At 64.2% G+C, this 16,942-nt stretch carries 15 protein-coding genes; 10 read left to right on the top strand and 5 right to left on the bottom strand.

Annotation, left to right across the window (positions count from 1 at the left end):
• The first annotated feature begins 6 nt into the window (after positions 1 to 6).
• The 10 genes from MVA47_RS10460 to MVA47_RS10415 all read left to right on the top strand — a co-directional run bounded on the left by MVA47_RS10460 (position 7) and on the right by MVA47_RS10415 (position 9,427).
• Positions 7 to 1,128, top strand: coding sequence for an NAD(P)-binding domain-containing protein (locus MVA47_RS10460; protein WP_247207811.1), 1,122 nt, complete (start codon positions 7 to 9; stop codon positions 1,126 to 1,128).
• Positions 1,129 to 1,271: 143 nt separating this feature from the next.
• The gene (locus MVA47_RS10455; RefSeq protein ID WP_247207809.1) at positions 1,272 to 2,339 is read left to right on the top strand and encodes a triacylglycerol lipase; all 1,068 of its coding nucleotides are present in this window, start codon (positions 1,272 to 1,274) and stop codon (positions 2,337 to 2,339) included.
• Positions 2,340 to 2,414: 75 nt separating this feature from the next.
• Positions 2,415 to 2,690, top strand: a complete 276-nt coding sequence (locus tag MVA47_RS10450; RefSeq protein WP_023959804.1) for a helix-turn-helix transcriptional regulator — start codon at positions 2,415 to 2,417, stop codon at positions 2,688 to 2,690.
• A complete protein-coding gene (locus MVA47_RS10445) occupies positions 2,687 to 3,316 on the top strand; it encodes a hypothetical protein (RefSeq protein ID WP_247207808.1) in 630 nt (209 codons plus the stop codon). The genes MVA47_RS10450 and MVA47_RS10445 overlap by 4 nt, the downstream gene beginning before the upstream one ends.
• The gene (locus MVA47_RS10440; RefSeq protein ID WP_247207807.1) at positions 3,313 to 4,209 is read left to right on the top strand and encodes an ABC transporter ATP-binding protein; all 897 of its coding nucleotides are present in this window, start codon (positions 3,313 to 3,315) and stop codon (positions 4,207 to 4,209) included. Before MVA47_RS10445 ends, MVA47_RS10440 begins: the two co-directional genes overlap by 4 nt.
• A complete protein-coding gene (locus MVA47_RS10435) occupies positions 4,206 to 5,438 on the top strand; it encodes an ABC transporter permease (RefSeq protein WP_247207805.1) in 1,233 nt (410 codons plus the stop codon). The genes MVA47_RS10440 and MVA47_RS10435 overlap by 4 nt, the downstream gene beginning before the upstream one ends.
• Positions 5,439 to 5,690: 252 nt before the next feature.
• Positions 5,691 to 6,530 (top strand): ABC transporter ATP-binding protein, encoded by an 840-nt coding sequence (locus MVA47_RS10430; protein ID WP_062795931.1) that lies wholly within the window; start codon positions 5,691 to 5,693, stop codon positions 6,528 to 6,530.
• Positions 6,531 to 6,649: 119 nt separating this feature from the next.
• Positions 6,650 to 7,351, top strand: coding sequence for an ABC transporter permease (locus tag MVA47_RS10425; protein ID WP_247210715.1), 702 nt, complete (start codon positions 6,650 to 6,652; stop codon positions 7,349 to 7,351).
• A complete protein-coding gene (locus MVA47_RS10420) occupies positions 7,348 to 8,223 on the top strand; it encodes an ABC transporter permease (RefSeq protein WP_245969110.1) in 876 nt (291 codons plus the stop codon). The genes MVA47_RS10425 and MVA47_RS10420 overlap by 4 nt, the downstream gene beginning before the upstream one ends.
• Before the next feature lie 145 nt (positions 8,224 to 8,368).
• Positions 8,369 to 9,427, top strand: coding sequence for an ABC transporter substrate-binding protein (locus tag MVA47_RS10415; protein WP_247207803.1), 1,059 nt, complete (start codon positions 8,369 to 8,371; stop codon positions 9,425 to 9,427).
• Positions 9,428 to 9,468: 41 nt separating this feature from the next.
• On the opposite strand, the gene MVA47_RS10410 is transcribed toward MVA47_RS10415, so the two are convergent.
• The 5 genes from MVA47_RS10410 to MVA47_RS10390 all read right to left on the bottom strand — a co-directional run bounded on the left by MVA47_RS10410 (position 9,469) and on the right by MVA47_RS10390 (position 16,893).
• The gene (locus tag MVA47_RS10410) at positions 9,469 to 10,818 is read right to left on the bottom strand and encodes a deoxyribodipyrimidine photo-lyase (protein ID WP_247207802.1); all 1,350 of its coding nucleotides are present in this window, start codon (positions 10,816 to 10,818) and stop codon (positions 9,469 to 9,471) included.
• A gap of 39 nt (positions 10,819 to 10,857) precedes the next feature.
• Positions 10,858 to 13,530 (bottom strand): glucosidase, encoded by a 2,673-nt coding sequence (locus MVA47_RS10405; protein ID WP_247207801.1) that lies wholly within the window; start codon positions 13,528 to 13,530, stop codon positions 10,858 to 10,860.
• On the bottom strand, positions 13,531 to 15,054 hold the full coding sequence (locus MVA47_RS10400; RefSeq protein WP_247207799.1) for an alpha-amylase family glycosyl hydrolase: 1,524 nt from the start codon (positions 15,052 to 15,054) through the stop codon (positions 13,531 to 13,533).
• A gap of 153 nt (positions 15,055 to 15,207) precedes the next feature.
• A complete protein-coding gene (locus MVA47_RS10395) occupies positions 15,208 to 15,567 on the bottom strand; it encodes an FKBP-type peptidyl-prolyl cis-trans isomerase (RefSeq protein WP_023960055.1) in 360 nt (119 codons plus the stop codon).
• A gap of 3 nt (positions 15,568 to 15,570) precedes the next feature.
• Positions 15,571 to 16,893, bottom strand: coding sequence for a citrate synthase (locus MVA47_RS10390; protein WP_023960053.1), 1,323 nt, complete (start codon positions 16,891 to 16,893; stop codon positions 15,571 to 15,573).
• Between the last annotated feature and the right edge of the window lie 49 nt (positions 16,894 to 16,942).

The following is a 16,942-nucleotide window of genomic DNA, read 5'->3' as shown; positions in this document are numbered from 1 at the left end:
CAACAGGTGAACTCCAACGCCTTCGGAGACCGGGCGCGTACCGATGTACTCGTCATCGGTGCGGGGCAGGCGGGCCTGTCGGCCGGGTATTACCTGGGCAAATACGGCCTCGGTGATCGAACCATGATGGTCGACCACTCCCCCGGACCCGGAGGTGCGTGGCAGTTCCGTTGGCCGACATTGACTTTGGCCGGAGCCAACAACGTGCACGACCTTCCCGGCTTCGGCCTGTCGGAAGCGCTCGGCGTCGAATGCGACCAGTGGCCGGCGTCCACGGCGGTGCCCGATTACTTCGATCAGTACGAACAGCGGTTCGGGCTCGACGTGCGTCGACCTGTCGACGTCCGGTCGGTGTCGCTCGACGGCGACGACTTCCTGGTCTCGGCCTCTGATGGCTCACAGCTGATGGCGCGCACCGCGATCAACGCAACCGGGACCTGGGATCGGCCGTTCATCCCGTATGTGCCGGGTATCGAAACGTTCACCGGGACACAACTGCACACCCACGACTACAACAGGCCGACCGATTTCGACGGCAAGCGCGTTCTCGTGGTGGGGGCCGGAATCTCGGCCATCCAGCTGCTGATCGAGATCGCGCGCAATGCCGAAGGCGCACAGACCTTCTGGTGCAGTCGCACCGAACCCCATTTCAGCAGTGCACCGTTCACCCCCGAACATGGCCGCGCCGCAGTGGCGCGCGTCGAGGAACGGGTGCGTGCCGGGCTACCGCCCGGGTCGGTGGTGTCGGTGACGGGGCTGCCCGAGAACGACGCGATACGCGCCGCACGCGCAGACGGCATCCTCGCGTGGCGACCGATGTTCACCCGCATCACACCGACGGGAGTGTGCTGGGACTGTGGGACACCCGAGGGCGTAGGTGGCGGTGGTGATCATCTGGATGTCGACGTCATCCTGTGGTGCACCGGTTTTCGGAGCGCCCTGGACCATCTGGCGCCACTGAAGTTGCGGGCTCCGGGCGGCGGAATCGTGATGACCGGCCGACTGGCGACCGTCGTGGCATCCACTCCTCGTCTGCAACTACTGGGCTATGGCCCGTCAGCGTCCACCATCGGCGCCAACCGCGCGGGCCGCGAGGCAGCCCGGGTGGTGCAGGACATTCTCGCCTGACCGCCCCGCCGGCTGGTGCCGCGGCCGCAACACAGTGGCCGTGCACTGCAACGTTCAGACCACATTCCGCCCGAAATCCGGCTACTCATCAGCTGAGATGGTCAAATCGATCTACAGCAGGTCGGGCCGAGGTGAGGTGTGCGATGCGATACACGGACAGCAGACGTGGCCCGGGTCGACGCCGGAGTTTGTGCGCGGCGGCAACGATTTCCGTGCTTCTCGCCTTCATCTCGATTTCCCCGGCGGCGGCCGACAGCAGCCAGGGATCAGACAACATCCAGGGATCAGGCAGCGTCCAAAGTTCAACGGCGTCACTGTGGGAAGTACCCGCCCTTCCCGGGCCGGCGCAGAACACTCATCATGAGGCCTCCCGTCATGCCGGCGATCACCCGGGTTCGGTGCCGCCGGGCGTCAACGACTTCGCCTGCACCCCATCACCGACACACCCGCGGCCGGTTCTTCTACTCCACGGCACGGATTCGAGCGCGTACTCCGACTGGGCGAAGATCGGGCCCCGGCTCGCTGCCGAGGGCTTCTGCGTGTTCGCCGTGAACTTCGGCGGACGTGCGGGTGGCGACAACTTCGGGACCGAAGACATCGTGGAGAGCGCTCGGCAGGTCGGCGGCTTCGCGGCCGAGGTACTGGACGAAACCGGAGCCACCAGGCTGGACATCGTCGGGTATTCGCAGGGCGCAACGGTCGGCCGGTACTTCGTCAACAGGCTGGGTGGGTCGACGATGGTCGGGCATTGGGTGGGTCTGGCATCCCCGTCGTACGGCAGCTCCCTGTACGGCTTGGTGCCGATTGCCACCCAGATCCCCGGCGCGCTCGACGTCGCGGCCACCGTGATCCCACCTGAGCTGGTCTCCACCGCACTGTGGCAGCAGGTTCAGGGCTCACCGCTGCTCGCCGAACTCAACAACGGTGGCAAGGACACGGTCCCCAGCGTCGAGTACACCACCATCGGCACGCAGGTGGACGAAGTGATCCAGCCGGCGGCGACCGTTGCACTCAAAGGTGCCGGCGCAACAAATCTGTTCATCCAGGATCGCTGCCCGGCCGATCTGAGCGGCCATTTCCGCCTGCCGTACGACGACTACGCCGTCGGGCTTGTACTCAATGCCCTCGATCCGGCCTCGGCGGCACCCACCTGCAGGCCGGTCGCGCTGGGCACGGACATCCTCGAGATGGTGATCGCAGAGAATTCGTGAGGCTGGCGATCACAAAGCGCCCTCCATGTATGGCAAACATTGACATTCTGTTGTGTTTTCCCAACACTTAACCCTGTGAGTCCGGTCAAGAAGGCAGGCCACCTGCCGATCTACAACCGCATCGGCGTACTACGCGCCGAGCGCCGGATGTCACGCGCGCAACTTGCCGAGCTGGTGGGCGTGAACGTCCAGTCCATCGGCTCGCTCGAACGGGGTGACAACTATCCCAGCCTCGACCTGGCCTTTCGCATCTGCGATGTGTTCGGGCTCCCGGTGGAGGCTGTCTTCAGTCGCCGCGAGTTCGGGGCGATGTCGACGCAGTTGTATCGCACGAATGGAGGGCCGTCGTGAACGATCCGAACAGCGTGATCCCCGAGTCCGCGAAACCGGCGTGGTGGCGTGGATACGAAGAATGGCAGGTACGTAGGCACGAGAAGTTCCTGCGTCGTTATGGCCACCGGTTCCCCCGTCTGCGGAATCGGCGCAGTGCCCGCAAGCTCGTGGTCGCGCTTGTCATTTCGGTGATCCTGGTGATCGCCAGTGCAATCGTCATGTTCTTCACCATGTGGGCGGCCCCGGCGTTCATCGTCCTCATCTCGTTTGTCATGCTCCCGCTCGTCTACGTGCTGCGGGCCGTGACACGCAATGTCAGCGATGCACCGGCCTCGGCCCTCGACGAGTTCGAACTCGCCAGCCGCAATGCCGCCCGATCGATCGCTTACACCGCCCTGTGGGTCTCGATGTTCGTCCCGTACCTCGTGCTCATCATCCTGTCGGGCGGAGGCGACAACAGCGTCGATGGCCAGGTGATCTACGGCAGCGCGGTGCTCCTCATCGTGCTGGTCACCGGGGCCACCTGCATTCCCACCTGTCTGATCGGATGGTGGTTGCCCGACCCCGATCCAGAGGATTTCGCCACCTATCCCCAGGTGGTGGCCAATGAAAACGTCAGCCAATCAGGAGGATTCGAACAGTGACCGCTCCCCTCATCGTCGACGGTCTGAGTAAGAGATACGGCTCCCTCAAGGCCCTCGACAACATGTCCTTCACCGTCGCCCCCGGCGAGATCTTCGGATTCGTCGGTTCGAACGGCGCCGGAAAATCCACCACGATGCGCATCATCCTCGGTGTGCTGTCGGCCGATTCGGGTCGAGTACTTCTCGGCGACTCCCCCATCGACCTCGACACGCGACGTCGCATCGGATACATGCCTGAAGAACGCGGCCTGTATCCCAAGATGAAAGTGGGCAAACAGCTCTCGTTCCTCGCCCAGCTGCACGGCCTGTCTCGCGCCGAAGCCGACGACCAAGTGGAGACCTGGGTACGACGGCTGGGTGTGTACGAGCGGATCAACGACGACGTGAACAGCCTGAGCCTGGGCAATCAGCAGCGTGTGCAGCTGGCGGCCGCCCTGGTTCACAGCCCCGATGTGCTGGTGCTCGACGAACCGTTCTCGGGCTTAGACCCCGTCGCCGTCGACGTGATGAGCGACGTGCTCAAAGAAAAAGCCGCCCAGGGTGTTCCGGTCATCTTCTCCAGCCACCAACTGGAACTCGTGCAGCGCCTGTGTGACCGGGTCGGCATCATCTCCTCCGGCACGATGCGGGCACTGGGAACTGTGGATGAACTACGGTCGGCCGGCGAGATCCGGCTCGACGTCGGCGCGCCACAGGCCCCGGCCGGATGGGCCGACCACCTGCCAGGGGTACTCGGCACCATCCAGAACGGGTCGATCACCACCGTCAGCATGACGCCTGGAACCGATGAGCAGGCAATTCTGACCGCTGCCCTCGCCACGGGGCCGGTCACACACTTCGCCCAATCCCGACCCGACCTGACCGAACTCTTCCGAGAGGTTGTATCCGCATGAGTGTGAACGCTTCCGATCCGAACAAGCACCCGAAGTCCGGCTCGGGCCGGATGAGCGCGTGGCGGGCCATCAACCTGGTGGCCAGGCGCGAGATCACCACCCGCGCGGCCACCAAGTCGTTTCTCATCACCAACGTGATCCTGCTGGTCGTCATCGTTGCGGGCATCATCGTTCTCTCGATTTTCACCGGCGACGACAAAGCGACGAAAGTCGGACTGGTAGGCGACAACTCGCAGCTGTCGGAAACAATCGTGGCGGTTGGCGACGCATCCGGGGAGAACATCGAGATCGTGCCCATCGGCAACGCCGACGAGGCGCGCGCCCAGGCGAAGGAAGGCGACGTGAAGGTGGCGTTGGTCCCCGGCGACGCCGGAACCAACAACTACGAAGCCGTCACCAAAGACGACCTCGACGGCAGCCTCGAAGGTGTGTTGCGAACGGCCGTCAGTCAGGACGGTCTGACCAAGGCCCTGGCCGCGGAGAACGTGGACCTTTCGGCCATCAGCGCCGACTCCACACTCACCGTCAGCGAGACAGACCCCGCCAAACCCAATGAGGGTCAACGTATTGCTGTGGCGCTCGTCGGCGTCTCACTGCTGATGTTCGCTGTACTGCAAGGCGGTTCGATGGTCGCGGCCGGAGTCGTCGAAGAGAAGACATCTCGGGTGGTCGAGCTGCTGCTGGCAACGATCAAACCGCTACATCTGTTGTGGGGCAAGATCGTCGGCATCGGATTGATGGCCTTTGCGCAGGTGGTCCTGTTGGGCGGTACCGCTCTCGTAGCCGCCCTTGCCACCGGCATTCTCGACGTGCCCACGGCGGCAGGCTCGATGTTCGCCGCGGTTGTCATCTGGTTCGTGCTGGGATTCGTCTTCTTCGCAACCCTGTACGCCGCAACGGGCGCAGTGGTGTCGCGACAGGAAGAGCTCGGCTCGAGTTCGGCCCCGCTCACCATCCTCGCGATGGCGGTTGTGTACTCGGCCTACTTCGGCATCGGCTCCCTCGACAGCACGTTGATGCAGACCCTGGCATGGATACCGCCGTTCTCGGCGTCGATCATGCCGGTGCGGATTGCAACCGGGGACGCAACGCTGGTCCAGGTGATCGTCACCATCGTTCTGATGATGATCGCTTGCGCGGTGGCAGCGTGGCTCGCCGCCCGCATCTACCAGCGGAACATCCTGCGCACAGGGGCCCGCGTGAAGTGGAAGGAAGCCATCAAGGGCTGACCGAGACCCCGGGCGAGGGGGACGTAGTTCGGCGGCACGACCATCCTGACGTCATGGCCGCGACGCTGCAGTTCGAGCCCGAAGGCCAGACCCGCCAATCTCATTCCCGCACGATAGACAACGAAAAGCGTTGTCGCTGCGCGGAATGAGGCCCACGGCGAGGTCCGGACGAGCGCGGTAACGCGGGTGTAACCGCGAAGAAACTCCAGACGCCTAGCGTCGCCCGATATGACCCACGCTGACTCTCCGTCGATGAGTGTTACGGACGAATCGCCCACCGCACCCAAGGCTGCCCGGCCGCTGGGCACCGGTATCAACATCTCCGGGCTGACCAAGGAGTTCAAGTCCGCGGGACTGCGGGGCGGGTCGTCGGTGACCGCACTCGACAACGTCGACCTGCAGACCTCGGAAGGCGCGTTCCTGTCGCTTCTCGGGCCATCGGGATGCGGGAAATCCACGGTCCTGCGCATCCTGGCGGGTCTCGAGGATGCCACCGCCGGCACGGCACTGATGAATGGGCGCTCACCGAAAGAACTCCAGTCGCAACACGGGCTGGGCATCGCCTTCCAGGACTCCGCGCTGCTGCCGTGGCGCAGTGTCGAATCGAACATCAAGCTGCCGTTGCAGGTCGCGGGAATCTCCGTCGACAAAGGTTTCATCGACGAGCTGATCGACCTGGTCGGCCTCAAGGGCTTCGAGAAGGCCAAGCCGGCCACCCTGTCCGGAGGTATGCGACAGCGCGTATCCATCGCCCGCGCTCTGGTCGTCAAACCCACAGCACTGTTGCTCGACGAACCGTTCGGCGCCCTCGATGACATGACCCGCCAGCGCCTGAACATCGAGCTGCTGCGCATCTGGACCGAGAAACCGGCCACCACACTCATGGTCACCCACGGCATCGCCGAGGCGGTCTTCCTCTCCGATGTCGTCGCCGTGATGAGCCCCCGGCCAGGACGGGTCCTGGAGACGGTCACCATCGACCTGCCCCGCCCGCGGGTACCCGACATGATGCGGACGCCGGAGTTCCACGCCCTGCACGACCACCTCAGCGGCCTGCTGTTCGGCAACAAGGGATCGGCGGGCGTCGCGTGACCACCCTGACCGCAGGCAAAGGGATAGGCGGTGCGCAGTTCACCGGGCGGGCGCAACTGGCCGGGAAGCGCTGGGGTGCAGGAGCAATCGGCATTGTCGCGGTCCTCATCATCTGGACGATGGCCGGGTACTTCGAGTGGTTCAAAGGCACCATCCCCACCCCGCTGGCCGTCATCGACGCCATTGGGGACGAGGGTTGGGACTACTACATCAACAACTTCACACCCACGATCGAGCTGTCCCTACGAGGGTTTCTGTGGGGCAACGTACTCGCCATCGTCCTGGCGCTGCTGGTGGTGATCATCCCGTTGATCGAGGGCGTCGCCACGCAGCTGGCCATCATCAGCTACTGCACGCCGATCATCGCGGTGGCACCCATCGTGCAGGTGGCGTTCGCCGAGGTACAGACCATGATCGTGTTCCTCGCGGCGATCTCGGTGTTCTTCACCACCATGATCGGAACGTTGTCGGGCCTGCGCTCGCCACACCAAGCCAGCCTCGACCTCGTCAAAGTCTATGGCGGAGGCACCTTTTCGCAGCTGGTACGGGTACGCATCATCTCAGCTCTGCCGAGCACCTTCGGCGCGTTGAAGATCGCCGCACCGGCAGCGGTTCTCGGTGCCGTGCTCGGCGAGTTCCTGGCGATGCCGGAAAAGGGTGCGGGGCCGGCGCTCATCATCGCCCAGCAGAGCGGCGACATACCGGCCGTGTGGGCGATCGCTCTCGTCGCGGGAGCAGTCGCCGGGATCGGCTACGGCATCGTGGCGTTCTTCTCGGTCTTCGTCACCCGCTACAGCACCGGAATGGCAGGCAGCAAATGACCGCCACCACCACGTCCCAAGCTCCACCGACCGCACCGGTTCCCGCGGCGGCAGCGGCCCGGGCGAACGCCGGCAACGGCAAGGCGATCGCCTGGGAGATCGCCAAGTTCATCGGCTCGCTCGTGATCTCGTTCTTCCTGATCCTGGCCATCTGGTGGTTGTTTTTGCTGGCGTACCCGGACATCGGTCCGATCATCGGGAAGACCCCGGTGGATGTGTTCCACTACCTGTTCACCGACCCGACGGCCTCGGCCGACCGCAGCGCGATCCTCGACAATTTGTGGATCACGCTGAAAGACGCCGGGATCGGGTTCGTGTGCGGCATGGGCGCAGCAGTGGTCGCCGCCGCACTGTTCGTGATGTTCCGCCCGGTTGCCCAGACGTTCATGCCGATCGCCATGTTGCTGCGGTCGGTACCGCTGGTGGCGATGACCCCGCTGATCACTCTTGTGGTGGGGCGCGGTGTGGCCGTCGTCGCGGTGATGGGCGGGATCGTCGTGTTCTTCCCCGCATTGGTGATGATCATGACCGGTCTGGCCAATGCGCCGCGGCAGATCAACGACGTGATCGTGGCCTACGGCGGAACCCGCCTGACGGCGATGAGGATGGCGGCGTTGCCCTCGGCTGTTCCAGCACTGTTCGCCGCGGCCAAGGTCTCGGTGCCCGGCGCCATGATCGGAGCCACCGTTGCCGAATGGCTCGGCACCAACAAGGGTTTGGGCGCCACCCTCCAGCAGGCGTTGCCCGCGGCGGCCTACAACGAGCTGTGGGCGTCGGTGCTGGTCATCACGGTCGCGTCCATCGTGCTCTATGCGTTTGTCGGTGTCGCCGAGAAGCTCGTGCTGGCGCAGATGGGCACCACACCGACGTAGATCAGCTGCCGGTGGGCAGATTCACAACTCGTTACAAACAAACGCACGTGCGCAATGTGGCCGAAACCGCGCCACCTTAAGTTCTGCCGAAGGCGGATCTCGATCTGAAGTACCGCCGACGTTCACTGAAAACAGGAGTCTGCACATGGCTTACACGTTCGACCGCCGATCTTTCCTTCGGTACTCCCTGATCGCCGGTGGCGCTGTCGGAAGCGCCAGTGTTCTCGCTGCCTGCAGCTCCGGCAGCAGCGACAGTGGCGGAGACAGCACCACCAATCCCAAGGTGCAGTTGTCGTGGCAGAAGAACATCGAGTTCGCCGGCGAGTACTTCGCCATCGAAAACGGTTACTACGAAGCCGCCGGACTCGGCACCCCTGAACTGATCACCGGCGGCGGACCGGGCACCGGCGTCGAGACGGGCCTGACGTCGAACAAGGTGTGGATCGGCATGACCGCCCCGCAGCTGACCGCTCCCGTCATCCTGCAGGGCGCCAAGCTCAAGACCGTCGCCGCGACGTTCCAGAAAAACCCCTTCTGCATCGTGTCGTCGGCGGGTAGCCCGATCCTGAGTCCCGAGGAGATGAAGGGCAAGAAGATCGGCGTCCAGGCGTCGAACGAGAACGTCTTCAAGGCCCTGCTCACCGCAAATGGCATGACCGACTCGGACATTCAGAAGATCACCGTGCAGTACGACCCGACCCCACTGACCAAGGGTGAGGTCGACGGCTGGGTCTCGTACGTCACCAACGAGCCGATCACGTTGGCGGAGGGCGGTTTCCCCAACGCGAACTTCCTGTTCGCCGACTTCAATCTGCCCCTCGTCGCCGAGACACTCGTGGTCCGGCAGGAGACCATCGACAACGAGCGCGACAAGCTCAAAGCCTTCATCAAGGCCGACATCCAGGGCTGGTACGACGCGGTGGCCGACCCCGCCAAGTCGGCCGAGCTGGCCGTCACCAAGTACGGCAAGGATCTCGGCCTCGAACTCGGCGAGCAGATCAAGGAAGCCGAAGCCCAGAACACCCTGGTGGTGTCGGACGAGACCAAAGCCAATGGCCTGCTGACGATGTCAGATGAGCTGATCGAGCTGAACATCGAAGCGCTTGCCAAGGCGGGCTACGACATCAAACCGGCCGACATCTTCGACATGTCGATCGTCAACGAGATCTACGCGGAAAACCCGGAGCTGAAGAAGCCGATCTGACACTCCTGCGGAGGGAGTGTCGGCCCGAATGATGGCAGCATTCAGTCGAGTTGGTTGTAGCGATCCAACGCGACCCGACGCTGTGCCGAGTGGTCCACGATCGGCTCGGGGTAGTCGTCGGGCCGCAGCGCGCCGGGTTCGTGGACAGCACTACCGGGAATGGAGCGGAGCTCGGGAACCCAGCGGCGTACGTAGTCCCCGGAGGGATCGAACTTCTTGCCCTGCGTGGTGGGGTTGAACACCCGGAAGTACGGCGCCGCATCGGTTCCCGACCCCGCGACCCATTGCCAACCGTGCTGGTTGCTCGCCATGTCGCCGTCGATGAGTTGATCGAGGAACCATGCGGCGCCGCGCTGCCATGGCAGATGGAGGTCCTTCACCAGGAATGAGGCGACGATCATGCGCAGCCGATTGTGCATGAACCCACTCCCCGAGAGCTGACGCATACCGGCATCGACGATCGGGTATCCGGTCTTTCCCTCGCGCCACGCATCGAAGTCCGCATCGGCGTCCGATCCCGAGTCGTGCTCCATCGCATCGAACTTCTTGTTCAGGTTCCACCACACCGAGTCCGGTCGCTGGTACAGCACATCGGCATAGAAGTCCCGGAACGCCAATTCCCTGACGTAGGCGGCCTGTCCGGCCCCCTCGGACTTGTCGAGTTCGACAAGCATCGCTCGCGGATGGATGTTGCCGTACTTCAGATACGCCGACATCCGGCTGGACGCCTCGAGATCGGGCCGGTTGCGGTCCTGCTCGTATCCGAGCACGCCATCGGCGACGAACTCGGCAAAACGCTCGTGCGCGGCGTGCTCGCCGGCAGGGATGTCGAGTGTGGCCGGCGGGTCGGGAATGTCGATGGACTCGACACCTGCGACGTCACCGGGGTCGATCCAGTCCGCGGACTCCACTCCGGTGTCGGCCGGCTCCCGCCATCCGTGTGCCTTCCACGTACGGAAGTAGGGGGTGAACACCCGGTACGGCTCGCCGTCGTCTTTGCGGACGCGACCGGGCGTCACCGCGTAGGGCGATCCTTCGGCGCGTAGCGGCACGTCGCCCAGCGCTTCGGCCACCTTGCGGTCTCGGCGGCGGCCGTACGGGGCGAAGTCGGCGGTGATGTGCACCGCCTCGGCGTCGATGGCTTTCGCGATGGCGGGAATCTGTTCCTCGGGCGCACCGCGGACGACGAGGAGTCTGCCGTCGAGCTGGTTGTGCAGATCACGGAGCGACTCGAACAAGAACGCCAGTCGTCGATCGCCCGACGATGCCTCGAGTTTGGGGTCGAGGACAAAGCAGGCCAGGACGCGCCTGCCCTCCGCGGCCAGCAGCGGTGGCAGATCACCCAGCCGCAGGTCTCGACGAAGCCAGAGCAGGATCGGTTGTTGGTCCATTCACCCATCCTGCCGAAAACAACAGCGAAGGGTGGTACATCAATGTCGCGAATGCTTCGGCGGATGCAGCAGCAGGTCGATGACCAGCGCAGTCCACCCCGTTTGGTGACTCGCACCGAGACCGGCCCCGTTGTCTCCGTGGAAGTACTCGTTGAACAACAGGTTGTCTTTCCACGCGGGATCGGTCTGGAAGATCTCCGTTCCCCCGTACACAGGACGGCGGCCGTCCGCGTCGGGCAACCAGATCGACACCAGTCGGTCCGCCAGGTCTTGGGCGATCTCGAAGAAGTCGGACTCGGCGTCCGCGCCGGTGGGGTAAGCCATCGTCGCCTCGGTGCCGAAGAAGCGCCCGTATTGCACCAGCGCCCGGATCGCCAGGTAGTTGATCGGGAACCACACCGGTCCCCGCCAGTTCGAGTTGCCGCCGTACATGGCGGTCCGCGACTCCGCGGGCTCGTAGTCGATGACCGCCCCGGTGGCACCGGGCAACGTGTACGGCTCGCGGTACTTCTTCGACAACGAGCGGAGACCGTAGTCGGAGAGCATTGCGTCCTCGTCGAACACCGTGCGCATCAACGACCGCAACTGGTCGGCAGACAGCACCGACAGCAGGATGCGCGGTGTGTCGTCGTCGGTGCGGATCCGCCACGATTGCGCACCCCCGATGCCCAGAGCCGTGAACCGCCGGGTGAATCGTTTCCGTAATCTGCTCATCCGCGTGGCATTGCGCGCCGGGATCTCCGCGGCGGCCAGCGCCGGGATCAGCCCGACAAGACTCTGCACCTTGATGGATTCGCAGGTGCCGTCAGGGTCGGTCAGCCGGTCGTAATAGAAGCCGTCGTCCACGTCGTACAGACCGGATTCCTTGAGCGACTGCGCAATCAGGGTGAAGTGCTCGAGGAACTTGATCACCATGTCCTCGTAGACCGGGTCGTGGTCGGCCAGTGCGAGCGCGATGCCCAGCATGGCCTCGGCATAGAACGCCATCCACCCCGTTCCGTCGGACTGCTCGAGCGTGGTGCCCGGCGGCAGGTGTGAACGGTCGACAGGGCTGATGTTGTCGAGTCCGAGGAACCCGCCACCGAAAACGTTGTTGCCGTGCGGATCCTGTCGATTCACCCACCAGGTGAAGTTGAGCAGCAGCTTCTGGAAGACCCGTTCGAGGAACTCGATGTCGTTGCCGCCGTCGATGTTGAACACCCGCAGCGCCGCGAGGGCATGCACCGGCGGGTTGACGTCGTCGAAATTCCACTCATAGGCGGGCAGAGCACCATTGGGGTGCAGGAACCACTCCCGCAGGAGCACGATCAACTGGTACTTCGCGAATGCCGGATCCAGATGCGCCCAAGAGATGGAGTGAAAAGCCAGGTCCCAGGCAGCAAACCACGGATATTCCCACGGGTCCGGCATCGCCAGGATGTCGAAGGCATCGAGGTGTCGCCAATCGGTGTTGCGACCGTGTTGATGTCCCGCTGGGGGCGGCGGCTCCGCGGGATCACCGTCGAGCCATCGCGCGACCTGATAGGAGTACATCTGCTTGCTCCAGATCAAACCCGCGGCGGCCTGGGTGAGGATCCGCATCTGCTCGGTGTCGAGATCGGGGCCGATGGCGGTATAGAACTCGTTCGCCTCGCTTTGCCGCAGCGCGGCGATTCTGCCGAAGTCGTCTCCCGCCCAGTCACTCCCACTGGAGCCGGCGGTGTCCGGTCCGGACAACCGCACCCGCGCCTGCACCGTATGTCCCGCGGGCACGTCCAGGTGGTACCACCAGGCTGCCTTGCTTCCGTGTTGCGCCGGATTGACCGTCGCGGCGCCCGCGACCACGTGGTCGTTGATCCCGTCTTTCGGGTACGGCGTGATCGGGTCGCCGCCGAAGATCTTGGGTATGTTGGTCTCGTTGTCGCAGAACAGAACCCGTGGCTCGGTCCCATCACTTGCCGGCGCCGCCCGCAGTCGGTAGCCGTTGAGCCGATCGTGTTCGAGGACCACCGCATCACCGTCGGCGGCCAAACCCGGGATGTTCTGCTCGCCCCCTGCGCGCCAGGTGTTCCGGAACCAGCCGGTGGGCAGCACGTCGATCGACGCGTCGACCGCGCCGTTGTTGGTGACGCTGATGGTCATCAGGATATCGGTCGGACCGGCTTTGGCATAGGTGACATCGACAACCCAGTAGCGGCCGTCGTCGAAGACCCCGGTGTCGAGCAGTTCGTACTCGAAGTCGTCGCGTCCACGCCGGGCGTTCTCCGCCACCAGTTGTTCGTAGGGGAACGCCGCCTGCGGGTAGTGGTAACGCCATTGCAGCAGAGCATGACTCGGCAAACCCTGCAGATACCACCAATATTCTTTGACGTCTTCACCGTGATTGCCCTGCGGGCCGGTGAGTCCGAACATGCGCTCTTTGAGGATCGGGTCGACGCCGTTCCACAGTGCCAACGACAGGCAGAACTCGTGCCCGATGTCGGAGATCCCGGCCATACCGTCTTCGTTCCAGCGGTAGGCACGGGAACGCGCATGCTCGTGAGGGAAATAGTCCCATGCGTTTCCGTCGTCGCTGTAATCCTCGCGCACCGTCCCCCATGCCCGCTCGGACAGGTACGGACCCCACAGGTACCACGGGTTCGCATCGTGCAACCCGTCTTCGAGACGACCGGTGGCTTCGGCGAGACGCTGATGCTCGGCCGTACCACCCGGCCGGCGGTGTTGCCGGTTCACTCAGATCGCCTCGCGTTCAGCATCATCGGAAGTGTCCTCAGCAGGGACCGGCTCCACACGGAACAGGTGCCACAGCCTGGGGCCCAGCTCGACGAACAGGCCGTCGGTCAGATCGGCGGTGCTCCGGCGATATCGCAGGTCGCGGGTGTCGTCGACGAGATCGACCTCATCGACCTGCGGGTCCAGTGCCCCAAGGCCGTCCCATCGCGCTCGCACCATGCCACTGGCGACCTGGTCGCCGAGGTTCACCACGACGAGCCAGCGGGCGTCACCGTGCCAGGTCCACGCCAGCAGATCCGCTGTTGTGGCGTTGTCGTCCCATCCGGTGATGTCGGCCGCGGCCCACGATCCGGTACGGAAAGTGTTGTCGCGCAAGATGTTCGTCAGCCGTCCGTAGAAGTCGAGCAACTCGTTGTCGACCTCCTCAGCCGGGCTGCGGCCCAGTTGCACAGGGAGATGCACGCGCCTGCCCTCGAACTGGCCGTCGTAGACCAACCTCGCGCCGGGCTGGGTGAACGACGTGACTGCCGCAATCTTGTGCCCCTCGAGCGAGAACACCGAAGCAGCCCTGGGCTCGTCGTGATTTTCGAGGAATCGGACGAGCCGGCTGAGATGATCCGGCTCGGCATCGAGTTGCCTTCTGACCGCGGCAGCGTCGCCGCCTTCGACGAAGCGGTCGTACAGACCCTTGTCGTAGCAATAGTCGAATCCCTGCTCCTGCAGGGCGGCCTCGAGGTCCCAGTACGCCTCCGCGATGAATGTGAAGTCGGGGTGTACCGACCTCACAGCTCCGATCACGAGTGGCCAATACTCTTGTGACGGAACATCTCCCGCGCGTTCACCCCAGGTTCTGGCGAACACGTCGTTCATCATCAGCATCGCCATGTCGCACCGCACGCCATCACACTGTTCGGCGATTCGCGTGAGGGTGGTGATGACGGCCGCACGCAATTCGGTGGAGAAGGCGTTGAGTTGCACGACGTCGGGCCACGCCGGGAAGTAGGGGTCGCGGCCGTTCGCGAGGACCTTGCCGCCGACCTCGATGAAGGAGGCCGGTTCCTCGCGCAGGTCATCGGCGGTGCCGCCGACGAAGAACTCCGGATGCGCGGTGGTCCACGAGTGGTCGGGCGCAACATGGTTGGGCACGAAGTCCAAGATCAAGCGAATCCCGCGGTCGGCAAGCGCCTGCCGTGCCGACGCCAGCCCGTTGGGGCCGCCGAGCATCGGGTCCACCTCGTATCCACGGATGCAGTACGGCGAACCGACGATGTCGTCGATGGTGAAGTCGGGCAGGATGTCCCGGCAATGCTGCACCAGGGACTCGTCCGCTCTGGCGATCGCGACACCGGCCGGGCTGCGCTGCCACACCCCCATCAGCCACACCACATCAGCACCGGACGCCGCGATCGCGTCCCACACCTCGCCGGGGACATCACCCAGTTCGACGCGCCGACCGCACCTCCTGCTGAGCTCGTCGAGCCACGGCCACGTGTTGATCTCGTAGATGAACGGGTGCGCGATCACCCCGTAAACCTATCGCGCACAAAGCCGTCAGTGGCTGTGAACGCCCAGGAGATCACCGCCCGTTCACCGAGGGAGACCAGGTAGGTGCTGGAGACAGCAAACAGCCCCGCACGGTGACCATGCGGGGCTGCTGCGAAAGATGCGTACCGGGACCTAGGAAACGCCGAGCAGATCGATCACAAAGATCAGCGTCTTACCCGACAGCCGGTGTCCGGCGCCCTCGGGCCCGTAAGCGAGCTCGGGCGGCACGGTGAGCTGGCGGCGACCGCCGACCTTCATGCCGGGGATACCCTCCTGCCAGCCGGGGATCAGCCGGTCGAGCGGGAAGTTGGCTGACTGGCCGCGATTCCACGAGGAGTCGAACTCCTCGCCTGTCTCGTACTCGACGCCGACGTAGTGGACGTCGACCACTCCGCCGGCGACAGCGACGTCGCCGTCACCGATCACCAGGTCGGTGCTCACCAGTTCGGTGGGTGCGGGGCCTTGCGGGAATTCGATCTCAGGTTTTGTCATGGTTCAGCGCTGATCCATATTCAGGTAGTCACGTTCGGTGTATCCGGTGTAGATCTGCCGGGGACGGCCGATCTTCCCGGTCGGGTCGGCGTTCATTTCACGCCAGTGCGCAATCCAGCCGGGCAGCCGGCCGAGTGCGAACAGCACGGTGAACATCCGGGTGGGGAACCCCATCGCGCGGTAGATCAAACCGGTGTAGAAATCCACGTTCGGGTACAGCTTGCGCGAGATGAAGTAGTCGTCGCTCAGGGCCACTTCTTCGAGCCCCTTGGCGATGTCGAGGAGGTCGTCGTTGACGCCGAGGAGCTCCAAGATCTGGTCGGCGGTCTCCTTGACGATCGCGGCCCGCGGGTCGTAGTTCTTGTAGACCCGGTGCCCGAAGCCCATGAGCTTGACGCCGTCTTCTTTGTTCTTGACCTTGTTCATGAACTCCTTGGTGTCGCCACCGGAGGCCTTGATGTCGTCGAGCATCTCGAGCACGGCCTGGTTGGCACCGCCGTGCAGCGGACCCCAGAGTGCGTTGATGCCACCGGAGATCGAGGTGAACAAGTTGGCCTGCGACGACCCCACCAGGCGGACCGTGGAGGTGGAGCAGTTCTGCTCGTGGTCGGCGTGCAGGATGAACAGCATGTCGAGGGCCTTGACCACGTCCGGGTTGACCTCGTAGGGCTCCGCGGGGAAACCGAAGGTCATCCGCAGGAAGTTCTCGACCAGGTTCAGCGAGTTGTCCGGGTACAGGAACGGCTGTCCGGTGGACTTCTTGTAGGCGTACGCCGCGATGGTGGGCAGCTTCGCCAGCAGGCGGATGGTCGAAAGCTCGACCTGCTCGGGATCTTTCGGGTCCAGGGAATCCTGGTAGTACGCGCTCAGGGCGTTCACTGCGCTGGACAGCACCGGCATGGGGTGCGCGTTGCGCGGGAAACCGTCGAAGAATCGTTTGAGGTCTTCGTGCAGCAGCGTGTGGCGGCTGATCTTGTTGGTGAACTCGTCCAGTTCGGACGGGGTCGGGAGCTCGCCGTTGATCAGGAGGTAGCTGACCTCGAGGAAGCTCGATCCCTTCGCCAACTGCTCGATGGGGTATCCGCGGTAGCGCAGGATTCCGGCATCGCCGTCGATGTAGGTGATCGCGGACTTGGTGGACGCCGTGTTGACGAAACCGCCGTCGAACGTGGTGAGTCCGGTCTCGGCGAGGAACTTCCCGAGTCCGACGCCGTTGGCGCCTTCTGTCGCTTCGACGATGGGAAGCTTGATCTCGCCGCCGGGATAGCTGAACGTGGCCTTGGCCTCCGCTGCCGATCCGTTGGCAGACACTGTTTCGGCGGACACTTGGTCCTCCCCTTTTCGACGGGCTGCACCGATCTCGTGAACCGGTGCA

This window comes from Williamsia sp. DF01-3, from assembly GCF_023051145.1.
In the GTDB taxonomy this organism is placed as follows: domain Bacteria; phylum Actinomycetota; class Actinomycetes; order Mycobacteriales; family Mycobacteriaceae; genus Williamsia.
The sequence above is the reverse complement of the archived record's forward strand: the minus strand, read 5'-3'. Positions and strand labels throughout refer to the sequence as shown.

Bases quoted from the DNA above. Each gene is read 5' to 3' on its own strand.
- MVA47_RS10435 (WP_247207805.1), top strand. From the start codon at position 4,206: ATGAGTGTGAACGCTTCCGATCCGAACAAGCACCCGAAGTCCGGCTCG.
- MVA47_RS10430 (WP_062795931.1), top strand. From the start codon at position 5,691: ATGAGTGTTACGGACGAATCGCCCACCGCACCCAAGGCTGCCCGGCCG.
- MVA47_RS10425 (WP_247210715.1), top strand. From the start codon at position 6,650: ATGGCCGGGTACTTCGAGTGGTTCAAAGGCACCATCCCCACCCCGCTG.
- MVA47_RS10410 (WP_247207802.1), bottom strand. From the start codon at position 10,818: ATGGACCAACAACCGATCCTGCTCTGGCTTCGTCGAGACCTGCGGCTG.
- MVA47_RS10415 (WP_247207803.1), top strand. From the start codon at position 8,369: ATGGCTTACACGTTCGACCGCCGATCTTTCCTTCGGTACTCCCTGATC.
- MVA47_RS10455 (WP_247207809.1), top strand. From the start codon at position 1,272: ATGCGATACACGGACAGCAGACGTGGCCCGGGTCGACGCCGGAGTTTG.
- MVA47_RS10420 (WP_245969110.1), top strand. From the start codon at position 7,348: ATGACCGCCACCACCACGTCCCAAGCTCCACCGACCGCACCGGTTCCC.
- MVA47_RS10395 (WP_023960055.1), bottom strand. From the start codon at position 15,567: ATGACAAAACCTGAGATCGAATTCCCGCAAGGCCCCGCACCCACCGAA.